The 15453-nt window shown below is 63.0% G+C and carries 16 protein-coding genes and 1 tRNA gene; 12 read left to right on the forward strand and 5 right to left on the reverse strand.

All coding sequences use genetic code 11. The features are described from left to right. The first annotated feature begins 257 nt into the window (after positions 1-257). Entirely contained in the window at positions 258-560 is a 303-nt protein-coding gene (locus F2P44_RS13630) for a hypothetical protein (protein WP_167087245.1), read from the forward strand. Between the two features lie 93 nt (positions 561-653). Here the strand turns inward: F2P44_RS13630 and F2P44_RS13635 are convergent, their stop codons facing one another. Further along, positions 654-2750 carry a DUF6055 domain-containing protein gene (locus tag F2P44_RS13635; RefSeq protein ID WP_187363320.1) on the reverse strand — a complete coding sequence of 699 codons (2097 nt, stop codon included), beginning with the start codon at positions 2748-2750 and terminating at the stop codon, positions 654-656. A gap of 225 nt (positions 2751-2975) precedes the next feature. On the opposite strand from F2P44_RS13635, the gene F2P44_RS13640 reads away from it, so the two are divergent. The 4 genes from F2P44_RS13640 (at position 2976) to F2P44_RS13655 (ending at position 6933) form a co-directional block, all read left to right on the forward strand. Continuing rightward, positions 2976-3062 (forward strand) — tRNA-Leu (locus F2P44_RS13640). 249 nt (positions 3063-3311) lie between these two features. Continuing rightward, positions 3312-4109, forward strand: coding sequence for a hypothetical protein (locus tag F2P44_RS13645; protein ID WP_167087246.1), 798 nt, complete (start codon positions 3312-3314; stop codon positions 4107-4109). Between the two features lie 49 nt (positions 4110-4158). Beyond that, positions 4159-6363: a penicillin acylase family protein gene (locus F2P44_RS13650; protein WP_167087247.1), complete on the forward strand. Its 2205-nt coding sequence runs from the start codon at positions 4159-4161 to the stop codon at positions 6361-6363. A 33-nt stretch (positions 6364-6396) separates the two neighbouring features. Beyond that, entirely contained in the window at positions 6397-6933 is a 537-nt protein-coding gene (locus F2P44_RS13655; RefSeq protein ID WP_187363316.1) for a sugar O-acetyltransferase, read from the forward strand. On the opposite strand, the gene F2P44_RS13660 is transcribed toward F2P44_RS13655, so the two are convergent. Continuing rightward, a complete protein-coding gene (locus F2P44_RS13660) occupies positions 6916-7821 on the reverse strand; it encodes a LysR family transcriptional regulator (protein ID WP_167087249.1) in 906 nt (301 codons plus the stop codon). The two genes, F2P44_RS13655 and F2P44_RS13660, sit on opposite strands and share 18 nt — an antisense overlap. Positions 7822-7923: 102 nt before the next feature. Here F2P44_RS13660 and F2P44_RS13665 point away from each other — a divergent pair, with 102 nt between their 5' ends. The 4 genes from F2P44_RS13665 to F2P44_RS13680 all read left to right on the forward strand — a co-directional run bounded on the left by F2P44_RS13665 (position 7924) and on the right by F2P44_RS13680 (position 10986). After that, a complete protein-coding gene (locus F2P44_RS13665; protein ID WP_167087250.1) occupies positions 7924-8991 on the forward strand; it encodes an alkene reductase in 1068 nt (355 codons plus the stop codon). After that, a complete protein-coding gene (locus F2P44_RS13670) occupies positions 8988-9914 on the forward strand; it encodes an NADP-dependent oxidoreductase (RefSeq protein WP_167087251.1) in 927 nt (308 codons plus the stop codon). Before F2P44_RS13665 ends, F2P44_RS13670 begins: the two co-directional genes overlap by 4 nt. Positions 9915-9983: 69 nt before the next feature. Next, positions 9984-10535, forward strand: a complete 552-nt coding sequence (locus F2P44_RS13675) for a thymidine kinase (protein WP_167087252.1) — start codon at positions 9984-9986, stop codon at positions 10533-10535. A gap of 28 nt (positions 10536-10563) precedes the next feature. Beyond that, entirely contained in the window at positions 10564-10986 is a 423-nt protein-coding gene (locus F2P44_RS13680) for a DUF7684 family protein (protein WP_167087253.1), read from the forward strand. A gap of 16 nt (positions 10987-11002) precedes the next feature. On the opposite strand, the gene F2P44_RS13685 is transcribed toward F2P44_RS13680, so the two are convergent. Next, a complete protein-coding gene (locus tag F2P44_RS13685; protein WP_167087254.1) occupies positions 11003-11716 on the reverse strand; it encodes a hypothetical protein in 714 nt (237 codons plus the stop codon). A 198-nt stretch (positions 11717-11914) separates the two neighbouring features. Continuing rightward, complete coding sequence (locus F2P44_RS13690; RefSeq protein WP_167087255.1) at positions 11915-12577, reverse strand: hypothetical protein; 663 nt, start codon at positions 12575-12577, stop codon at positions 11915-11917. A 158-nt stretch (positions 12578-12735) separates the two neighbouring features. Between F2P44_RS13690 and F2P44_RS13695 the strand changes: the two genes are divergently transcribed. The 3 genes from F2P44_RS13695 to F2P44_RS13705 are packed head-to-tail and all read left to right on the forward strand — an operon-like array spanning position 12736 to position 14623. Further along, positions 12736-12984 (forward strand): DUF3297 family protein, encoded by a 249-nt coding sequence (locus F2P44_RS13695; protein WP_167087467.1) that lies wholly within the window; start codon positions 12736-12738, stop codon positions 12982-12984. Positions 12985-13028: 44 nt separating this feature from the next. Then, the gene (locus F2P44_RS13700) at positions 13029-13949 is read left to right on the forward strand and encodes an ATP-grasp domain-containing protein (RefSeq protein WP_167087256.1); all 921 of its coding nucleotides are present in this window, start codon (positions 13029-13031) and stop codon (positions 13947-13949) included. Next, complete coding sequence (locus tag F2P44_RS13705; protein ID WP_167087257.1) at positions 13946-14623, forward strand: DUF1963 domain-containing protein; 678 nt, start codon at positions 13946-13948, stop codon at positions 14621-14623. The genes F2P44_RS13700 and F2P44_RS13705 overlap by 4 nt, the downstream gene beginning before the upstream one ends. A gap of 5 nt (positions 14624-14628) precedes the next feature. On the opposite strand, the gene F2P44_RS13710 is transcribed toward F2P44_RS13705, so the two are convergent. Continuing rightward, positions 14629-15420, reverse strand: coding sequence for a M24 family metallopeptidase (locus F2P44_RS13710; protein WP_167087259.1), 792 nt, complete (start codon positions 15418-15420; stop codon positions 14629-14631). Positions 15421-15453 lie beyond the last annotated feature (33 nt).

A 15453-nucleotide genomic window follows, 5' to 3' on the forward strand; every position in this document is an offset into this window, starting at 1 on the left:
GAATGAGATTAACCATGATTCCGCCACCATAACCGACCAGAATTCGTCCAGCATCACGAAAATGCGATGGAAAGTCGCGCTCCCGTGATGCCGGCCAGTTCAGAAAAATCGTTTTGCAATTGGCTCATAGCAATTGCCGCTTGCGCTGGCTACGCTGGCTGGCGCCTGCTCAGCGCAAAATAAACATCCTGTACCTTAACTTATCGCGGGAAATCGGAATGAATCCATTTCCCGCAGTTCTTTTGAGGAGGCGAACGATGTCTGACGCTGACGTAAATTTCGTGGTCATGTTCACGATTCTTGTTGGAGTAATACTCCTGTTGTCGCGGGTTGGTGGGCTAACGGAGCGGCTGAAAAAAGTAGAAACTCTATTGTTGACGCTTCCGGTGGATAAGGCGGCACTGGACTTGTCGCCGGAAGTAAAAAAATTGATTGCGGAGGGCCACAAGAATAAGGCCACGGCTTTGCACCAGAAACAGACCGAGTCTTCCTTGCGAAGTGCCCAAACTGTGGTCGAGGACTATATCGCCCGGGAAGCAATTTCCCCAAGCAAAGTTTGACCGCCACCGCTGCTTGAGCTGCTTTGCACCGGACTCATCGCCGACCATCGGCGGTGAGTCCGGGAACCACTCAGCGTTGCTGCACGCTCCCGATCACGGCCGCCAGACTGGCCGCGCCTTGGTATTGATGTCGGTGGCCGATCCCACGTTGGAGGTGGCATCGACGAAGCCGGACCGGTTGCCCGAGCCGAGATTGAGGCCAGTCCCCCGATACTCCACATCCCCGTACAGGTTCAAGCTGCCCGACGCGGCCTGGGCGCGCTCGAAGAACCCCAGTGGATAGAAGGTGGTGCGTACCTGCGCCGAGCCGCCGACGATAAAGGCATTGTCGCCGTTGTTGCCCCTCTCGCCGATGATGCTCAAGCCGCCCACCGTCCCACCCGATACCGTGCCGTTGGCGATGATGGCCTGGTCCTCGATGCGCGCATTGCCCGTCACCGAGTTACCGGCCAATACCGTGGCATACGGACCGACGTAGACGCTCGCCGGCGTGCTGGACGGCGCGCAGCCGCCGCCGTTGACGTGACGCGCGGTACCCGATGGGCAGGCGTCGCGCTGGCCGTTCTGGAAGCCCTGCGGCCAGGCGTTCGCCAGTTCGATCATGTAAGGGTAACGCCAGATGGAGCCGTATTCCTGCTCCGCGACGATGGTCTTGAACACCGCCGGCGTGGCCGTCACCACCAGGAACAGCGGCTCGCCCGGATTGACTTTGTAGGTCAGGTTGGCGTCGAGGCCCTTCTGCAGTGCACTGTAGCGCGGCGCGGTGAATTGCGCATTGGTGGCCACCAGGCCCCAGCGGAAATCGGCGTCGGAGCCCGGCTGGTTCACGCCACGGAACTTGACGGTGACGGTGGTGGCGCAACTGGCCGGATACAGGCGAACCACGTTGTAGCCGAATCGCTGGGGCGCGCCATAGTTCGGCGAGACGAAGCGGCGGTTGCCGGTCCAGTTGGTGTCGAGCGCTTCGAGCGGCATCAGGCGATGCATGCGCTCGGACTTGTCGGCCTGGGTGATATTGCCGTATGCGTTGCGGAAAGCGTCGGGCGTGGACTTGTAGTCCCACGTCACATTGTGCATCGCCCAGTCGCCGAAGAAGTCATTGAGCTGGGAGATATTCCATCCGCGCGACTTCTGGATATTGGTGAACGGGGCCGGACCCGGGGTGGTGTGGATCTGGTTGGTCGCGGCCGGGCACTGCTTGTCTTTCAGGTACTCCATGAACTGCCAGTTGCAGTAGCGGTCGCGGGTCGATCCGAGGTACAGGTGCGGCGCGTTCGACAGCATCTCGGAACAGTGGGCCTCGTTCTTGTATTCCGGGAGCTGGTGCGGCGTGTAGTTCGCGTGGCTCTCGGCGATCCAGCCGCAGGTATTCGAGTCCGGGCAGCCAAGGCCGCAGTTGTAGGCCATCCAGAATTGCCAGGCGTGGGTGAATTCGTGGGTCAGGCCCCAGTGGTCCTTCAGGGCGCCAGGGCCGATCCACATGCCGACCCGGTCGCGCGCCCATCCGCCAGCGCTCAGGCCATCGGTCGAGTGGATGTGGATCGAGGGCTTGATCTTGTTGGCCGTGTTGTAGAACGGCTCGGGCATGAACAGATTGCTGTTGAAAAGGTTCTGCCACACCGTGTTTTCGAGCGTGGATACCGCCAGAGTGAGGTCGGCATCGGAAACCGCTTCGTCGGAATAGAAAGCGAAGTGCGTCGATTCCTTGACCAGTCTGTAGTTCGGGCGGTCAGGGGAGGGGCCGCCAGCCGTCCAGGTACCTGGCGTGGTGGCCGGCTTGGTGGTATCGCAGCCCGTGGCCCAGACGGTGGTCGTGGTGCCGGCGTCGACCACCGGCGTGGGAGTTGGTGTCGGGGTAGGCGTCGGAGTTGGTGTCGGCGTAGGCGTAGGCGTAGGAGTTGGCGTCGGCGTCACCGGACCAATCGCACAATATTTTTTCTTGCCCGGGACCGGATCGCCAAAGGTCGTGTTGTTGCACGCTACGTTGCCGGAGAGGCTCTTGGTGACCCACTTGTTGCTGACGCCGTAAGAAACCGAGCGCTTGCTGGCGCCGACGACACAGGTTTCCCGCTCGGCGGCGCACTTCGCATAGCCGCTCGGCCAGTCAGCTGCGAAAGCCGGTGCGGCGGCGCTACAGGCAACCAAGGCGGTGGCGCTGGCGATCAAGGTCTTGCGAATGATATTTGTCATGTGTCTCCCATTAGTTATTTAAAGATAAATCATATGTTATCAGACGACTTGTAAATTAGGTAAGTATGTATTGATACCATCGTGGACTTTTTCCGCCAAGTGCACATGCAACCCGCACGGGACGGGTGATCGGACCGGCGGCATCGGTGGCGCGGGGGCGTTGCTTGCAGCGGCGCGCTGAAAGTGGCCGTATCGACCACATCCTGTGCTAGAATCTCGCCCGCTGCCCGGATGGTGAAACTGGTAGACACCCGAGACTTAAAATCTCGTGCTCGTAAGGGCGTGCCGGTTCGATTCCGGCTCCGGGCACCAGCAATGGCGGGGTTTTGTAGCTTCAAAGCCCCGCCACCTTTTCCGCAAAAGCGGGTTTATTCCGCAAAAATCCCCCCTTCCTTGACTGGCCGGTCGGCCGTGCCCGCGCGACGCTGGTACTGTGCCCAATTGGCCGCCGCCGTGTCATCCAGCGCGATCCGCTGTGCATTCCCCTCGTCCACGGTATGGTGTAGCATTCGTGGCGGCGCGCCGTAGCCCGGCGCGCCGCAGCATTTACAAGGACACGAATTGAACATCACTATCAACGAGGAACTGCGTTCCTTCATCGACCCGCTCACCGCCAACGAATACGCCGCGCTCGAACGCAGCCTGCTGGCCGAGGGCTGCCGCGACGCCCTGGTTTTATGGAACGATGTGCTGATCGACGGCCATAATCGCTACGAAATCTGCCAGAAGCACCATATCGAATTCAACACCGTGCAGAACGCGACCTTCGCCACGCTCGATGACGTGATGCTGTGGATGATCGATAACCACCTGGCGCGCCGCAGCGTGTCGGACTACCAGCGCGGCGTGCTCGCCCTGCGCAAGAAGGATATCGTCGCCGCCCGCGTGGCGCAGCGCGCCGCCGAGCCGGAGCCGAAAGCCGCCGCGCAGGACGCGCAGGATGCGCCCAAGGTGCCCGAATCGCCGCCATGGAACACGCGTGAAGACGTGGCCAAGGCCGCGCGCGTGTCGAGCAATACCATCAGCCAGATCGAACGCATCCAGAAAGCGGCCACGCCGCAGCTGGTCGAAGCGGTGCGCTCCGGGACCATCTCGATCAACGCCGCCGCCAACGTGGCCTCGCTGCCGGAATCGGTGCAGATCGCGGCCGTCGCCGGCGGACGCAAGGAACTGCAGCAGGCCGCGCGCCAGGTGCGCGAACAGAAGGCAGCGAGCCGTCCGCCGAAAGAGGCGCCAGCCGATGCCGAAACCGAACTGCGCGCCCAGGTAGCTACCCTGCGCGGCAAGGTCGACGCCCTGAGCGCCGAGAACCAGGTCCTCAGGGAGCGCCTCGCGGCATTGGGCGACAGCGGCGCGTAGCAACGCGGGCGGCTGCCCCGGATCACCATCCTCGTCAGGAGATTCATCGATGTTTCGACCCGTTCTCGTTTTGACACTGCTAGGCTGCGCCATCCTCGGCGCCATGCTGCCCGCCTGCGCCGCTTCCGACACCCGCCCCGGCGCGTCCGCGCAACAGGCGCGCTGGAACAAGACCGCCCGGCGCGTGACCATCATGCGCGACAAGTGGGGCATTCCTCACGTCTTCGGCAAGACCGATGCCGACGCCGTTTTCGGCCTGCTGTACGCGCAGGCGGAGGACGATTTCAACCGGGTCGAACTCAATTACATCAATGCGCTTGGCCGCCTGGCGGAAGTCGAAGGCGAGGCTGAAATCTGGCGCGACCTGCGCATGAAGATGTACATCACGCCAGAAGGCATGAAGGCCAGCTACGCGGCCAGTCCGGCGTGGCTCAAGAAGCTGATGATTGCCTTTGCCGATGGCCTGAACTTTTACCTGCACACCCACCCCGAGGTCAAGCCGCGCCTGATCACGCATTTCGAGCCATGGATGGCGCTCGCGTTCAGCGAAGGCAGCATCGGCGGTGACATCGAATCGATCAACCTCAAGGAGCTGGAACAGTTCTACGGCAAGAAGAGCGCGCTGGCGCTGGCCGACGCGTCCAATGTTCTCGACAAGGAACCGAGCGGCTCGAACGGCTTCGCCATCGCGCCGAAACGGAGCGCGTCCGGCCACGCGCTCCTGCTGATCAACCCCCACACTTCTTTCTACTTCCGCCCCGAGGTCCATATGGTCAGCGACGAGGGCCTGAACGCCTACGGCGCCGTGACCTGGGGCCAGTTCTTCGTCTACCAGGGCTTCAACGACAAGGCGGGCTGGATGCACACCTCGGGCGGCGGCGACGTGATCGACGAGTATCTCGAAACGGTGACCGAAAAAGACGGCAAGCATGTCTACAAATACGGCAGCGGCGAGCGCGCCCTGCGCGAAGTGAAGGTAACGCTGCCTTACAAGACCGCTGGCGGCATGGACAGCAAGACCGTGACGGCTTATTTCAGCCACCACGGCCCGGTGGTGCGCGAGGAGGGCGGCAAATGGGTGTCGGTCAAGCTGATGGAGGAGCCGCTCAAGGCGCTGATGCAGTCGTACACCCGCACCAAGGCCCGCAATTACAAGCAGTTCCGCGCGTCGATGGAACTGCGCACCAATTCGTCGAACAATACCGTGTACGCCGACGCCGATGGCAACATCGCTTACTTCCACGGGAATTTCCTGCCCCGGCGCGACACCGCCTTCGACTGGAAAAAGCCGGTCGACGGCAGCAATCCGGCGACCGAATGGCAAGGCTTGCACGCCATCGACGAGACCATCACGCTGTTCAATCCCGCGAGCGGCTGGCTCCAGAACACCAACAACTGGCCGTTCGCCGCTGCTGGCGCAAGTAGTCCGCGCCAGCAGGACTATCCCCTGTATATGTGGTCGCTGCCCGAAAACGCGCGCGGCCTGCATGCCGTGGCGGTGCTGGAAAAGCAAAAGGACGTTACCCTCGACAGCCTGATCGCCGCCGCTTACGACAGCCACCTGACCGCTTTCGACCCGCTCATCGGCTCATTGTCGGCGGCGTACGACGCACTGCCTGAGGGCGACGCGCTCAGGGCGCAACTGGCGCCGCAGATGGCCGCCTTGCGCGGGTGGGACCGGCGCTACGGCGTGGCGTCGGTCCCGACCTCGCTGGCGATCTACTGGGGCCAGGACATGATCGGGAGAGCGTCAAGCGCGGCCAAGGCCAAGGGCGTGCCGACGGCCGACTACATCCGCGACAGCCTGGCGCCGGCGGAGCGCTTGCAGGCACTGGTGCGCGCCACGGCCAGGCTGGAAGCTGATTTCGGTACCTGGCAGACGCCATGGGGCGAGATCAACCGCTTCCAGCGCATGGGCGGCGACGTCACGCAGCAGTACGACGACGCCAAACCGAGCTATCCGGTGGCGTTCGCGTCCGCCACCTGGGGCTCGCTGGCCGCCTTCGGCATGGTGGCGCCGCAAACGACCAGGCGCATATACGGCGACCGTGGCAACAGCTTCGTGGCGGCCGTGGAGTTCGGGCCGCGCGTGCGCGCCAAGAGCATTCTGGCGGGTGGCAACAGCAGCAATCCGGCTTCGCCGCACTTCAGCGACCAGGCCGAGATGTACAGCAAGGGGCAGTTCAAGGACGTACTGTTCTACAAGGCGGATATCGAGAAGCAGCTCGAACGCAAATATCATCCCGGCCAATAGGAGCGCCACGTGAGACTGAGTGAAAAACAAAAAATGCTGGCTGGCGAGGCGTATCGTTTCAGCGACCCGGAAATCCAGGCCGACCATGCGGCGGCCAAGGCATGGATGGTGCGCTACAACGCGGCGCTGGCCGAGCCGGCACCGGCGCGCCACGTTCTGCTGGCCGAGGGGCTCGGCGAAGTCGGGGAGGGTGCGGCGATCCGCCCGCCGTTTCACTGCGATTACGGCTACAACATCCGCCTCGGCAAAGACGTTTTCCTGAACTTTAACTGCGTTATTCTCGATGTCGTCGGCGTGACCATCGGCGAAGGCACGATGATCGGTCCGGCCGTGCAGATTTACACGGCCGACCATCCACGCGACCCCGAGCAGCGCCGCGCGGGCCTGGAATTCGGCCGTCCGGTCAGCATCGGCCGCAATGTGTGGATCGGCGGCGGCGCCATCATCCTGCCCGGCGTGAGCATCGGCGACGATGCCGTCATCGGCGCTGGCAGCGTGGTCACGCGCGACGTGCCGGCCGGCGCCACGGCGGTCGGCAACCCGGCCCGGGTGCTAGCGCCGCGCGACTGAACCGTGGGCGGCGAGGCGCGCCTTCAAAAAATCCAAAAACAGCCGGGTACGCGCCGACAGCAGGCGCGTATCGGTAATCGCATGCACCGGGATCGGCGCCAGGCTCCATTGCGGCAGAACCCGCCGCAGCTGCCCTGACGCCAGTTCCGCGCGCGCGATCACGTTGTCGAGGATGGCAATACCGGCCCCCTGGGCCGCCAATGCGCGGCTCAGCCCCATGCTGTTGAGCATGAAGCGCGCTGCGATGGGCACCGTCGTGCTGTCCGCGCCGTTGAAAAGTACCCATCCTTCCTGCTTGATCCCTCCGGCGACGCACAAGGTGTGATGTGCCAGGTCCTCGGGATGGGCCAGCGGCGGCGCCTGGTCGAGATAAGCGGACGACGCATATAAATGGCGCTCCAGCAGCGCGATCTGGCGCGCGACCAGGGTCGATGGCGCGGCCGGGGCAGGCCCCATGCGGATCGCCAGGTCGAACGGTTCGGCCAGCAGGTCGACCCGGCGCGCGCCGGCATCAAGTTCAAAGTCGATCAGCGGGTAGGCTGCGGCAAATTCGGCCAGCAGCGGTGCCAGATAGTTGATGGCAAAGTCCACCGGCATCGAGATGCGCAGCGTGCCGCTCGGGTGGACCGCTGCGCCGCGCAGCGCTTCGTGCGCCATCTTCGCTTCTTCCACGATGCCCTGGCAGCGGTTGAAGTAAGCCTCGCCGGCCTCGGTCAGTTCCACCCGGCGCGTGGAGCGGTGCAGCAGGCGTACGCCGATTTCCTTTTCCAGCGCGGCGATATTGCGCGAGAGCGTGGAACTCGACATGCCCAAGGTATCGGCCGCTTTGCGGAAATTCTTGGTCCGCGCGACTTCCACGTACAGATGCATGTAATTAAGTAGTTGCATATCGATTGCTCCATTTTTGCAGCAGTAAATCCCATTCCTGCCTATTTCTACTATCAGCGCATCAATGTACCATGGCTTTTCACTCAGCCAGAAGGGAATCAGATGAATACGCTTTTCACCCCGCTCGACCTCGGCCGCCTCACTTTGCCTAACCGCGTCGTCATGGCGCCCATGACCCGTTCGCGTGCCGATAGCGCCAGCGGCGTGCCGTCCGCGGCGACCATCACCTACTACGAACAGCGCGCCGATGCCGGCCTGTTGATCACCGAAGGCACCTGGCCTGGCCCGATGGGCAAGGGCTACGTGCGCACGCCCGGCATTCATACCGGCGAACAGATCGCCGCGTGGAAGAAGGTTACCGATGCGGTGCACCGCAAGGGCGGACGGATCTTCATGCAGTTGATGCATTGCGGGCGCATCTCGCATCCGACCCTGCTGGCGGACGGCGCCGCACCCGTTGCGCCATCCGCGATCAAGGCGGCGGGCACGGTGTACACCGATGCCGGACCGCTGGAACTGGCGCAGCCGCGCGCACTGACTACCGGCGAGGTGCGGCAGGTGGTCGAGGAGTACCGCGTGGCGACCCGCAACGCGCTCGCCGCCGGCTTCGATGGCGTCGAGCTGCATGCGGCGTCGGGCTATTTGCCGGAGCAGTTCCTGTCCTCGTCGACCAACGAGCGCACCGACCAATATGGCGGTTCGATCGAGAATCGGGCGCGCTTCATTCTCGAGGTGCTGGCCGCGATGGCGGGCGAAGCCGGTGGCGAGCGTGTCGGCATCAAGATCTCGCCGGAGATGGGCTTTAACGACATCAGCGACGCCACGCCGCAGGAGACCTACCGCTATCTGGTACAGCAACTGGCGCCATTCAAACTGGCGTACCTGCACGTGGCGCTGTTCAAGACATCGTTCGACTACCACGCGGCGCTGCGGCCCCTGTTTGCGGGCGCCTACCTGCAGGGTGGCGGATTGACCCAGGCGAGCGCACAAGGCGTCATCGGCGAGCAGCGTGCCGACGCCGCGGTGTTCGGCGGCCTGTATCTGGCCAATCCCGATCTGGTGCAGCGCTTCCGCGTGGACGCGCCGCTCAATGCGCCGGACCAGTCGACCTTCTATTCGCCCGGACCGGCCGGCTACACCGACTACCCGACGCTGGGAGAAGCAGCATGAACCGCGCCGTTCGGATTCATGGTTACGGCGGCGCCGGCGTGGTACGGGTCGATCAGGTCGACGTACCCGCGCCGGGCGCCAGCGAGGTGCTGGTGCGGGTGCATGCGGCCGGCGTGAATGCGCTGGACTGGAAGGTCCGCCAGGGATACCTGCAAGCGGCATTCCCGCTGGCGCTGCCCGCCACGCTGGGCATCGAACTGGCTGGCGAGGTGATGGCGGCCGGCGTTAGCGTGACGGGGTTCGCGCCGGGCGACCGTGTCATGGCGCCGCTGGGAAGGCTTGGCGCGTATGCCGACGTGGTCGCGATTGCGGCGGACAAGCTGGCGCTGGTGCCGCCAGCGATGGATTACACGCAGGCGGCGGCGTTGCCGGTGGCCAGCCTGACCGCGTGGCAATCGCTGCGCGCCGCCGGCCCGCTGCGGCCCGGCCAGCAGGTGCTGATCCACGGCGCGGCCGGCGGGGTAGGTGGCTTCGCGGTGCAGTTTGCAAAGGCGGCGGGCGCCGTGGTGGTGGCGACAGCGTCGTCGTCGAGCCGCGCGCATGTCCTCGCGCTGGGTGCGGACCGCGTCATCGACCGCCACGCCGAACGCTTCGAGGAGCAGGTGCGCGATGTCGACCTGGTGCTCGACCTGGTCGGCGGCGATACGCTGGACCGCTCCTGGCAGGTTCTCGCCAAGGGCGGCGCCATCGTCAGCACGGCCGCGCCGGACATCGTGGCGCGCACCCCGGCCGGACGGCGCGGCCTGTGGTTCATGATGGTGGCGGACCAGCGGCAGTTGACCGAGATTGCCGCATCGGTGGCCGCCGGCAGCGTGCGCTCGACCATCGCCCGGGTGGTCGCCTTCGATGCCCTGGCGCAGGCGATCGAGGAATCCCACAGCGGACATGGGCCCGGCAAGGTGGTCGTCGATTTCACTCGCTGATGCTAAGGTGCAACAGGCTGGCCCGCCGCGCTTGCTATAATGACGCGCTTCAATTGGTGGGAACACGCAGTGGCAAAACTTTATTTCAGGTATTCGGCGATGAACGCCGGCAAGTCGACAGCACTGCTGCAGGTCGCGCATAACTATGAAGAGCAGGGCCAGCAGGTCAAGCTGTACACGGCCGCGATCGACAGCCGCTATGGCGTGGGGCAGGTGACGTCGCGCCTGGGGCCGCAGCGCGAAGTCGATATCTTCGATGGCGCGACCGATTTCCTGAACGATGCGCCGCATGTGGCTTGCGTGCTGGTCGACGAAGCGCAGTTTTTATCGACCGCCCAGGTGCAGCAATTGCACCAGTTGGCGCAAATCAGGGGTGTACCGGTGATTTGCTACGGCTTGCGCAGCGATTTTCGCGGCGAGCCGTTTCCTGGCTCGGCCTATTTGCTGGCGCTGGCCGACGATATCGAGGAATTGAAAAATATCTGCACCTGCGGCAAGAAAGCCACGATGAATATCCGCGTGGACGGGCAGGGCAAGCGGATCCGGGAAGGCGAGCAGGTCAGCATCGGCGGAAACGAGCAGTATCGCCAGGCTTGCGGCCGGTGTTTTTATGCGGGCTGACCAGCCCCGAGGGTAAGGAGGTGTTTGCATGTCTCATCCCGTCATCTATATTCATCTTGCGCCGGGCGATACGCCCACCGGGCGCGTGCAGCCGGCACCGTACAAGATGGTGGTCATCGCCGATGCCGCCGTGTCGCCGGAATGGCAATCGCAGGTCAGCAACTGGATCGTCAAATCCGGTTGCCGCTACATGGTCGCCTGGGGTGTCGATTGCAGTTCCTGGGACGACGCGGTCGACATGGCCAATATCGAAGCGTTCGACTTCGGCGAAATCCCGGACCAGCATTTCATTCCCACCTCGTGGCATGCCGACGACTTGCTCGCCGATGTGTTCGGCTTTTGCAAGCACGATGTGGCGCATCCGGTCGTGAAACTGAAGCAGACGGTCCTGCTGCATATTGCCGACGCGGCAAACGAGGAAGCGCTGCTGCAAGCGTACGCGGCAGCGTAAATCGGTCTTGTCGCGCTTAACGCCGTGAGGAGCGCGGCGGCTTGGAAGGCTTGATGAATTGCGCCGCAACATCCCTGCGCACGGACGGGCTTTTGATCACGCTGATTGCCAGGGCCTTGATACGGGTGGCTTCCGCAAAATCCTCGTTCCCGGCCAGAATCGTGACCAGCCGCTTTACCTCGTCGACGTAATTAAAGATAGTGGCCCAACGTGCGGGGGCGCGAGTAACGGGTCGATGTTTGATGCGTCCGATATCGTGTTCGAGCATGATTGCGCGTTGGCGTAGTAGCGGCTCGGGTGGCGGCATCAGACGCGCCGCTAGTGCATAGTCCTTCGCCGCCACAATCGCGGGTAAAGCCGCGCGTGCGCATTCCGTCGCCAGCGCCGGACACGACTCTGCAAGCGCTACGTAAAGCTGATAGGTGAGGGTAGTATTGCCAAGCTCCCTGTCGATGGCCATGACATCCCGAAACCACTCCAGCCCGGCGTCGCCACGTAGCAGTGCTTCCGCCTTGTCCTTGCGAATGGCGCGCAGCGCGTCGAGCGCTTTTGGATAGACTTGCCCCAGCTCCGTCCAATAACCGAGCGCGAAGGACAACCTCACACCGTACAGCGACGGTTCCTCCTCCAGCGCGTGATGATGGAACCAGATAAATTCCTGTAAGGCTTCTTCGTGGCGACCTTCGCGCGAGGCTTTTGCCGCATTCTGGAGCCGTTCGTGTCCGTTCATGTTTCCCCTTAAAGATGGGTACTTAGTCAACCCTCGATCTGATCGAAGATGCTTTCGGCCTATATAAATACGCTGTGTCCCGCCTGGTATTGGAACTAAATCAGACGGTCCTGCTGCATATTGCCGATGCGGCAAACGCGGACGCGCTGCTGCAAGCTTACGCGGCAGCATGAATCGCCCATGCCGCGACGGATGCTGTCAGGAGCGCCGTGCCTTTGCAGGTTTGCTCAATCCGGCCGCGACTTCCCTGCGCACGGATGGGCTTTTGATCAGGCTCACTGCAAGGGCCTTGATGCGGGCCGCTTCGTCAGGATCGCCATTCCCGGCCAGGACGGTGAGCACCCGCTGGACTTCGCTGACATACGTGGTGATTTCTGCCCAGCGCTCGGGTGTTCGCGACAACGGACGGTGCTTGATTGCCGCAATCTCTTGTTCGAGCACGATGGCCATTTCGCGCACAAACGGCTCCGCTGCCGGCATCAGGCGTGCCGCCAGCGCATAATCCTGCGCCTCTACAATCGCGGGCATGGCAATCAGCGCGCACTCGGCCGCAAACACCGGGCACGCCTCGGCAAGCGCGAGATAGAACTGATAGGTCGCCGCCGTATTGCCGAGTTCCGCATCGATGATGACGATATCCCAAAATAATTCCCGGTCGCTTTCACCGCGCAGCAGCGCATCGGTTTTGTCGCTGCGGATCGTGCGCAGCGCCTCGAGCGCCTTGGGGTAAGCCTTGCCGAGTTCGACCCACATGCCGATCAGGTAGTACCGCATTTCTTCCAGCGACGGATCTTCTTCCAGGGCATGCTGATAGAACCAGATAAACGCTTCCAATGCCTCGTCATGGCGGCCTTCGCGCATGGCGTCTTCCGCATCCCTCAGTCGTGTCAGTGCTGTCATGATTTCCTTTCAAGTTGGGCGTGCTGCCCGAAAGGCGCATGATGCCATACTTGCCATTGCTGCAAAAGGCGGCACCGAAGCCCGTTGTACTGCGCGCCGATCTGGTGGATAATTCGCCCATGAACGATACCACTACACTCCCCCCATTGCCCGACCGCCTGTCGATCGACCCGCGCAGCCCTTTTCACAATGAAGCTGCGTTCGAACGCGACGTCGCCATCAAGCTCAACGACAAGGAATACCTCAACGTCGAGGAATACTGCATCAGCGAAGGCTGGATCAAGATTCCATCCGGCAAAGCACTGGACCGCAAGGGCCATCCGATGCTGATCAAACTCAAAGGCAAGGTCGAAGCGTTCTATAAATAGAGCGGTTTGACGTCATCCTGCGGATGTAACGCCGGGTGCCGCACTTGTTGTTCCATTGTCATCCCCGCTGCGATGCCGCGCTGTTTTCAGGCGGTATTGCCACCGGGGATATTATTTTGTGCAAGCGGTCGTTGCAATATCCCCGTCGGCTGCCCGACTGTCACCAGCAGGAGCCAAACAGGATGCACTGGATACTGCAAGAGGGATTTGTGTCCGAAACCGGCTGGGATGCCCTGATCGCCACCCTGGAGCGCTTCGGCATCGGGTATTCGGTCCACGCGGTGGCGCCGAAAACCGGCGAGCTTCTGCCGCCAGCGGTGATTGCCCACGCCAATGTGATGTGCATCGGTTCGTACTCGATGCGCCACGTGGCGGCAAAACACGGCTGGGTGCCGGGCGTTTTCGACCTGTATGCGCAGGATTTCGGGCAGCAGCGGGCGCACTGGGGCGAGCATATGCTCAACGCTGGCGCCGTCGTTAGCACGGTGCGCGACGCGCGCTTCAGCGGCGGGCAGATGTTTGTTCGTCCGGTCAACGATTCCAAATATTTTTCGGGGCGGGTGTTCGATGCGGACGCCTTCGCCGCATGGCAAAACGCCGTCTGCGATCCTTCGGACCGTCATGCCACCAGCCTCGCGCCCGACACCCTGATCCAGTTATCCCGGCCGGTGGCCATTTACGCCGAATACCGTTTTTGGGTTGTTGGCGGCGACATCGTTACCCAATCACTGTACAAGCGCGGCAGCCAGGTCATTTATTCCAGTGATGTCGATGAACGGCTCACGCAATTCGTCAAAGCGCGTATCGAGGAATGGTCGCCGCATGACGCATTCGTCATCGACGCCTGCGATAGCGCGAATGGCATGAAGATCGTCGAAATCAATACCCTCAATTCGTCCGGCTTTTACGCCGCTGATGTCCAGCGCCTCGTGCTCGCGCTGGACCAACGCTACGTCGGACCATGAACCCCGCCGCCCGCGCCGAACTGGACCAGCTGCGCCTGGCACTGCGCAGCGCGTCGCTGGGCACCGCGGGCGGTTTTCGTCCGCCGCAGGACCCGCTGACATCGTGGTTCGGACGCGGCGTCGGCTTACCGCACGAAACACTGCCTGAATTTGAAGGCAGTGCCATGTTCCCGCTGCTGCAGATCCGGGTCAGCGAACTGCCATTCGTGCCCGAGCAATTGCGCGACGTCGCGCTGCTGGTGCTGTTCCAGAATTTGTCGCGCCATCCCTTCGACCTGCCGCACGGCGAAGGATGGCTGATCCGCGAATATGCGAGCGTCGACGGCCTTGTTGCGCTGCCCGGGGTGGCGCATCCGTGCCGGCCCTTTCCCATCCGCTGGACCCGCGTGGACGACGATGCGCCGGGCTGGGAGGGGGCTTGGGAAATTGTCGGTCTGACAGCGGTCAACGGGGGCGAGGCTGCATCCGATGCATTCTTCGACGATTTTTCGCGCCATATCGGCACCAAGGTCGGCGGCTATCCGTACGAGATCCAGCACGGTGCCGGCCTGCATGACTTCGTGTTCCAGGTCGGCTCGGAAGAGAAGGTCGGCTGGATGTGGGGCGATAACGGGGTCGGCTACTTTTACCGCTCGTCCGACGGCCAGTGGCGCTGGGAATGCCAGTTTTACTAGTGCACTCAGGCGTGCAGCCGATACGGCGACGTCAGCAGCTGCGGCAGTGCCGCCACCCGCACCATGTGGCTGTACGCGGCCGACATCCCGTGCTTGCGGTCCACCACTGTCCAGCCATCGTCGCGCCGGTCCAGGCGCGGCCTGGCGGCATGCGCCAGCACGAACAGCGATAGTACCGTGCCTTCGGTTAGCGCATGGCCGGTGGCGAACAGACCCTTCGGTTGGACGATCGAGGGCGGCATGACAGGTTCCTGACCGATCATATGGCCCGCAAATTCGGTCGATAGCCAGAATCCCTTTTCCGCCGCCGATCTGGCCAGCCGCGCGGCCAGTTCCGATACCTTGATGCCGGGACGGCAATACGCCAGCGCGTCGTCAAGGCTGTCGCGGGCGTCGTTCAGTAGCGCGCGCCGTGCGGGAAGGATGGTCCCGGCCTGCATGCTCCAGTTCTGCACGCAAAACGCGCCGCCGCCATCGGTGCTGCCGAAGGCGATCTTGACGATATCGCCATCCTTGATCAGGGTATTCCGGTTTGGAACGCTATTCATCGCCTGCGTATTGATGCATGCCGAAATATCATCGGGAAAGCCCATCTTGGTGCGGAACGACAGCCCGATTCCCAGTGTTGCCGCCTGCTCGCGCGCAACGTCGGCCAGGTCGGCGGTCGCCATGCCCGGCCTCACCGCGTCCAGCAAGACCGCAAGCAGCTTGCTGTGGGCGCGCGCCAGCAGCGTGATCCGGTCGTTCACGGCGGGTGGATTGGGAACGGTCGGGTGGATGACGGTAAACAGGGGCATGGGCGGTCAATTCGGCGGGGCGGGGAGTGAGGC

The sequence above is a fragment of the Massilia frigida genome (assembly GCF_011682175.1).
GTDB classification, from domain to species: Bacteria; Pseudomonadota; Gammaproteobacteria; order Burkholderiales; family Burkholderiaceae_D; genus Telluria_A; species Telluria_A frigida.

Coding starts and splice junctions, on each gene's coding strand:
- F2P44_RS13690 (WP_167087255.1), bottom strand. CDS start 12,577: ATGCGCGAAGGCCGCCATGACGAGGCATTGGAAGCGTTTATCTGGTTC.
- F2P44_RS13705 (WP_167087257.1), top strand. CDS start 13,946: ATGAACCCCGCCGCCCGCGCCGAACTGGACCAGCTGCGCCTGGCACTG.
- F2P44_RS13655 (WP_187363316.1), top strand. CDS start 6,397: ATGCTGGCTGGCGAGGCGTATCGTTTCAGCGACCCGGAAATCCAGGCC.
- F2P44_RS13665 (WP_167087250.1), top strand. CDS start 7,924: ATGAATACGCTTTTCACCCCGCTCGACCTCGGCCGCCTCACTTTGCCT.
- F2P44_RS13630 (WP_167087245.1), top strand. CDS start 258: ATGTCTGACGCTGACGTAAATTTCGTGGTCATGTTCACGATTCTTGTT.
- F2P44_RS13635 (WP_187363320.1), bottom strand. CDS start 2,750: ATGACAAATATCATTCGCAAGACCTTGATCGCCAGCGCCACCGCCTTG.
- F2P44_RS13710 (WP_167087259.1), bottom strand. CDS start 15,420: ATGCCCCTGTTTACCGTCATCCACCCGACCGTTCCCAATCCACCCGCC.
- F2P44_RS13680 (WP_167087253.1), top strand. CDS start 10,564: ATGTCTCATCCCGTCATCTATATTCATCTTGCGCCGGGCGATACGCCC.
- F2P44_RS13650 (WP_167087247.1), top strand. CDS start 4,159: ATGTTTCGACCCGTTCTCGTTTTGACACTGCTAGGCTGCGCCATCCTC.
- F2P44_RS13660 (WP_167087249.1), bottom strand. CDS start 7,821: ATGCAACTACTTAATTACATGCATCTGTACGTGGAAGTCGCGCGGACC.
- F2P44_RS13670 (WP_167087251.1), top strand. CDS start 8,988: ATGAACCGCGCCGTTCGGATTCATGGTTACGGCGGCGCCGGCGTGGTA.
- F2P44_RS13695 (WP_167087467.1), top strand. CDS start 12,736: ATGAACGATACCACTACACTCCCCCCATTGCCCGACCGCCTGTCGATC.
- F2P44_RS13685 (WP_167087254.1), bottom strand. CDS start 11,716: ATGAACGGACACGAACGGCTCCAGAATGCGGCAAAAGCCTCGCGCGAA.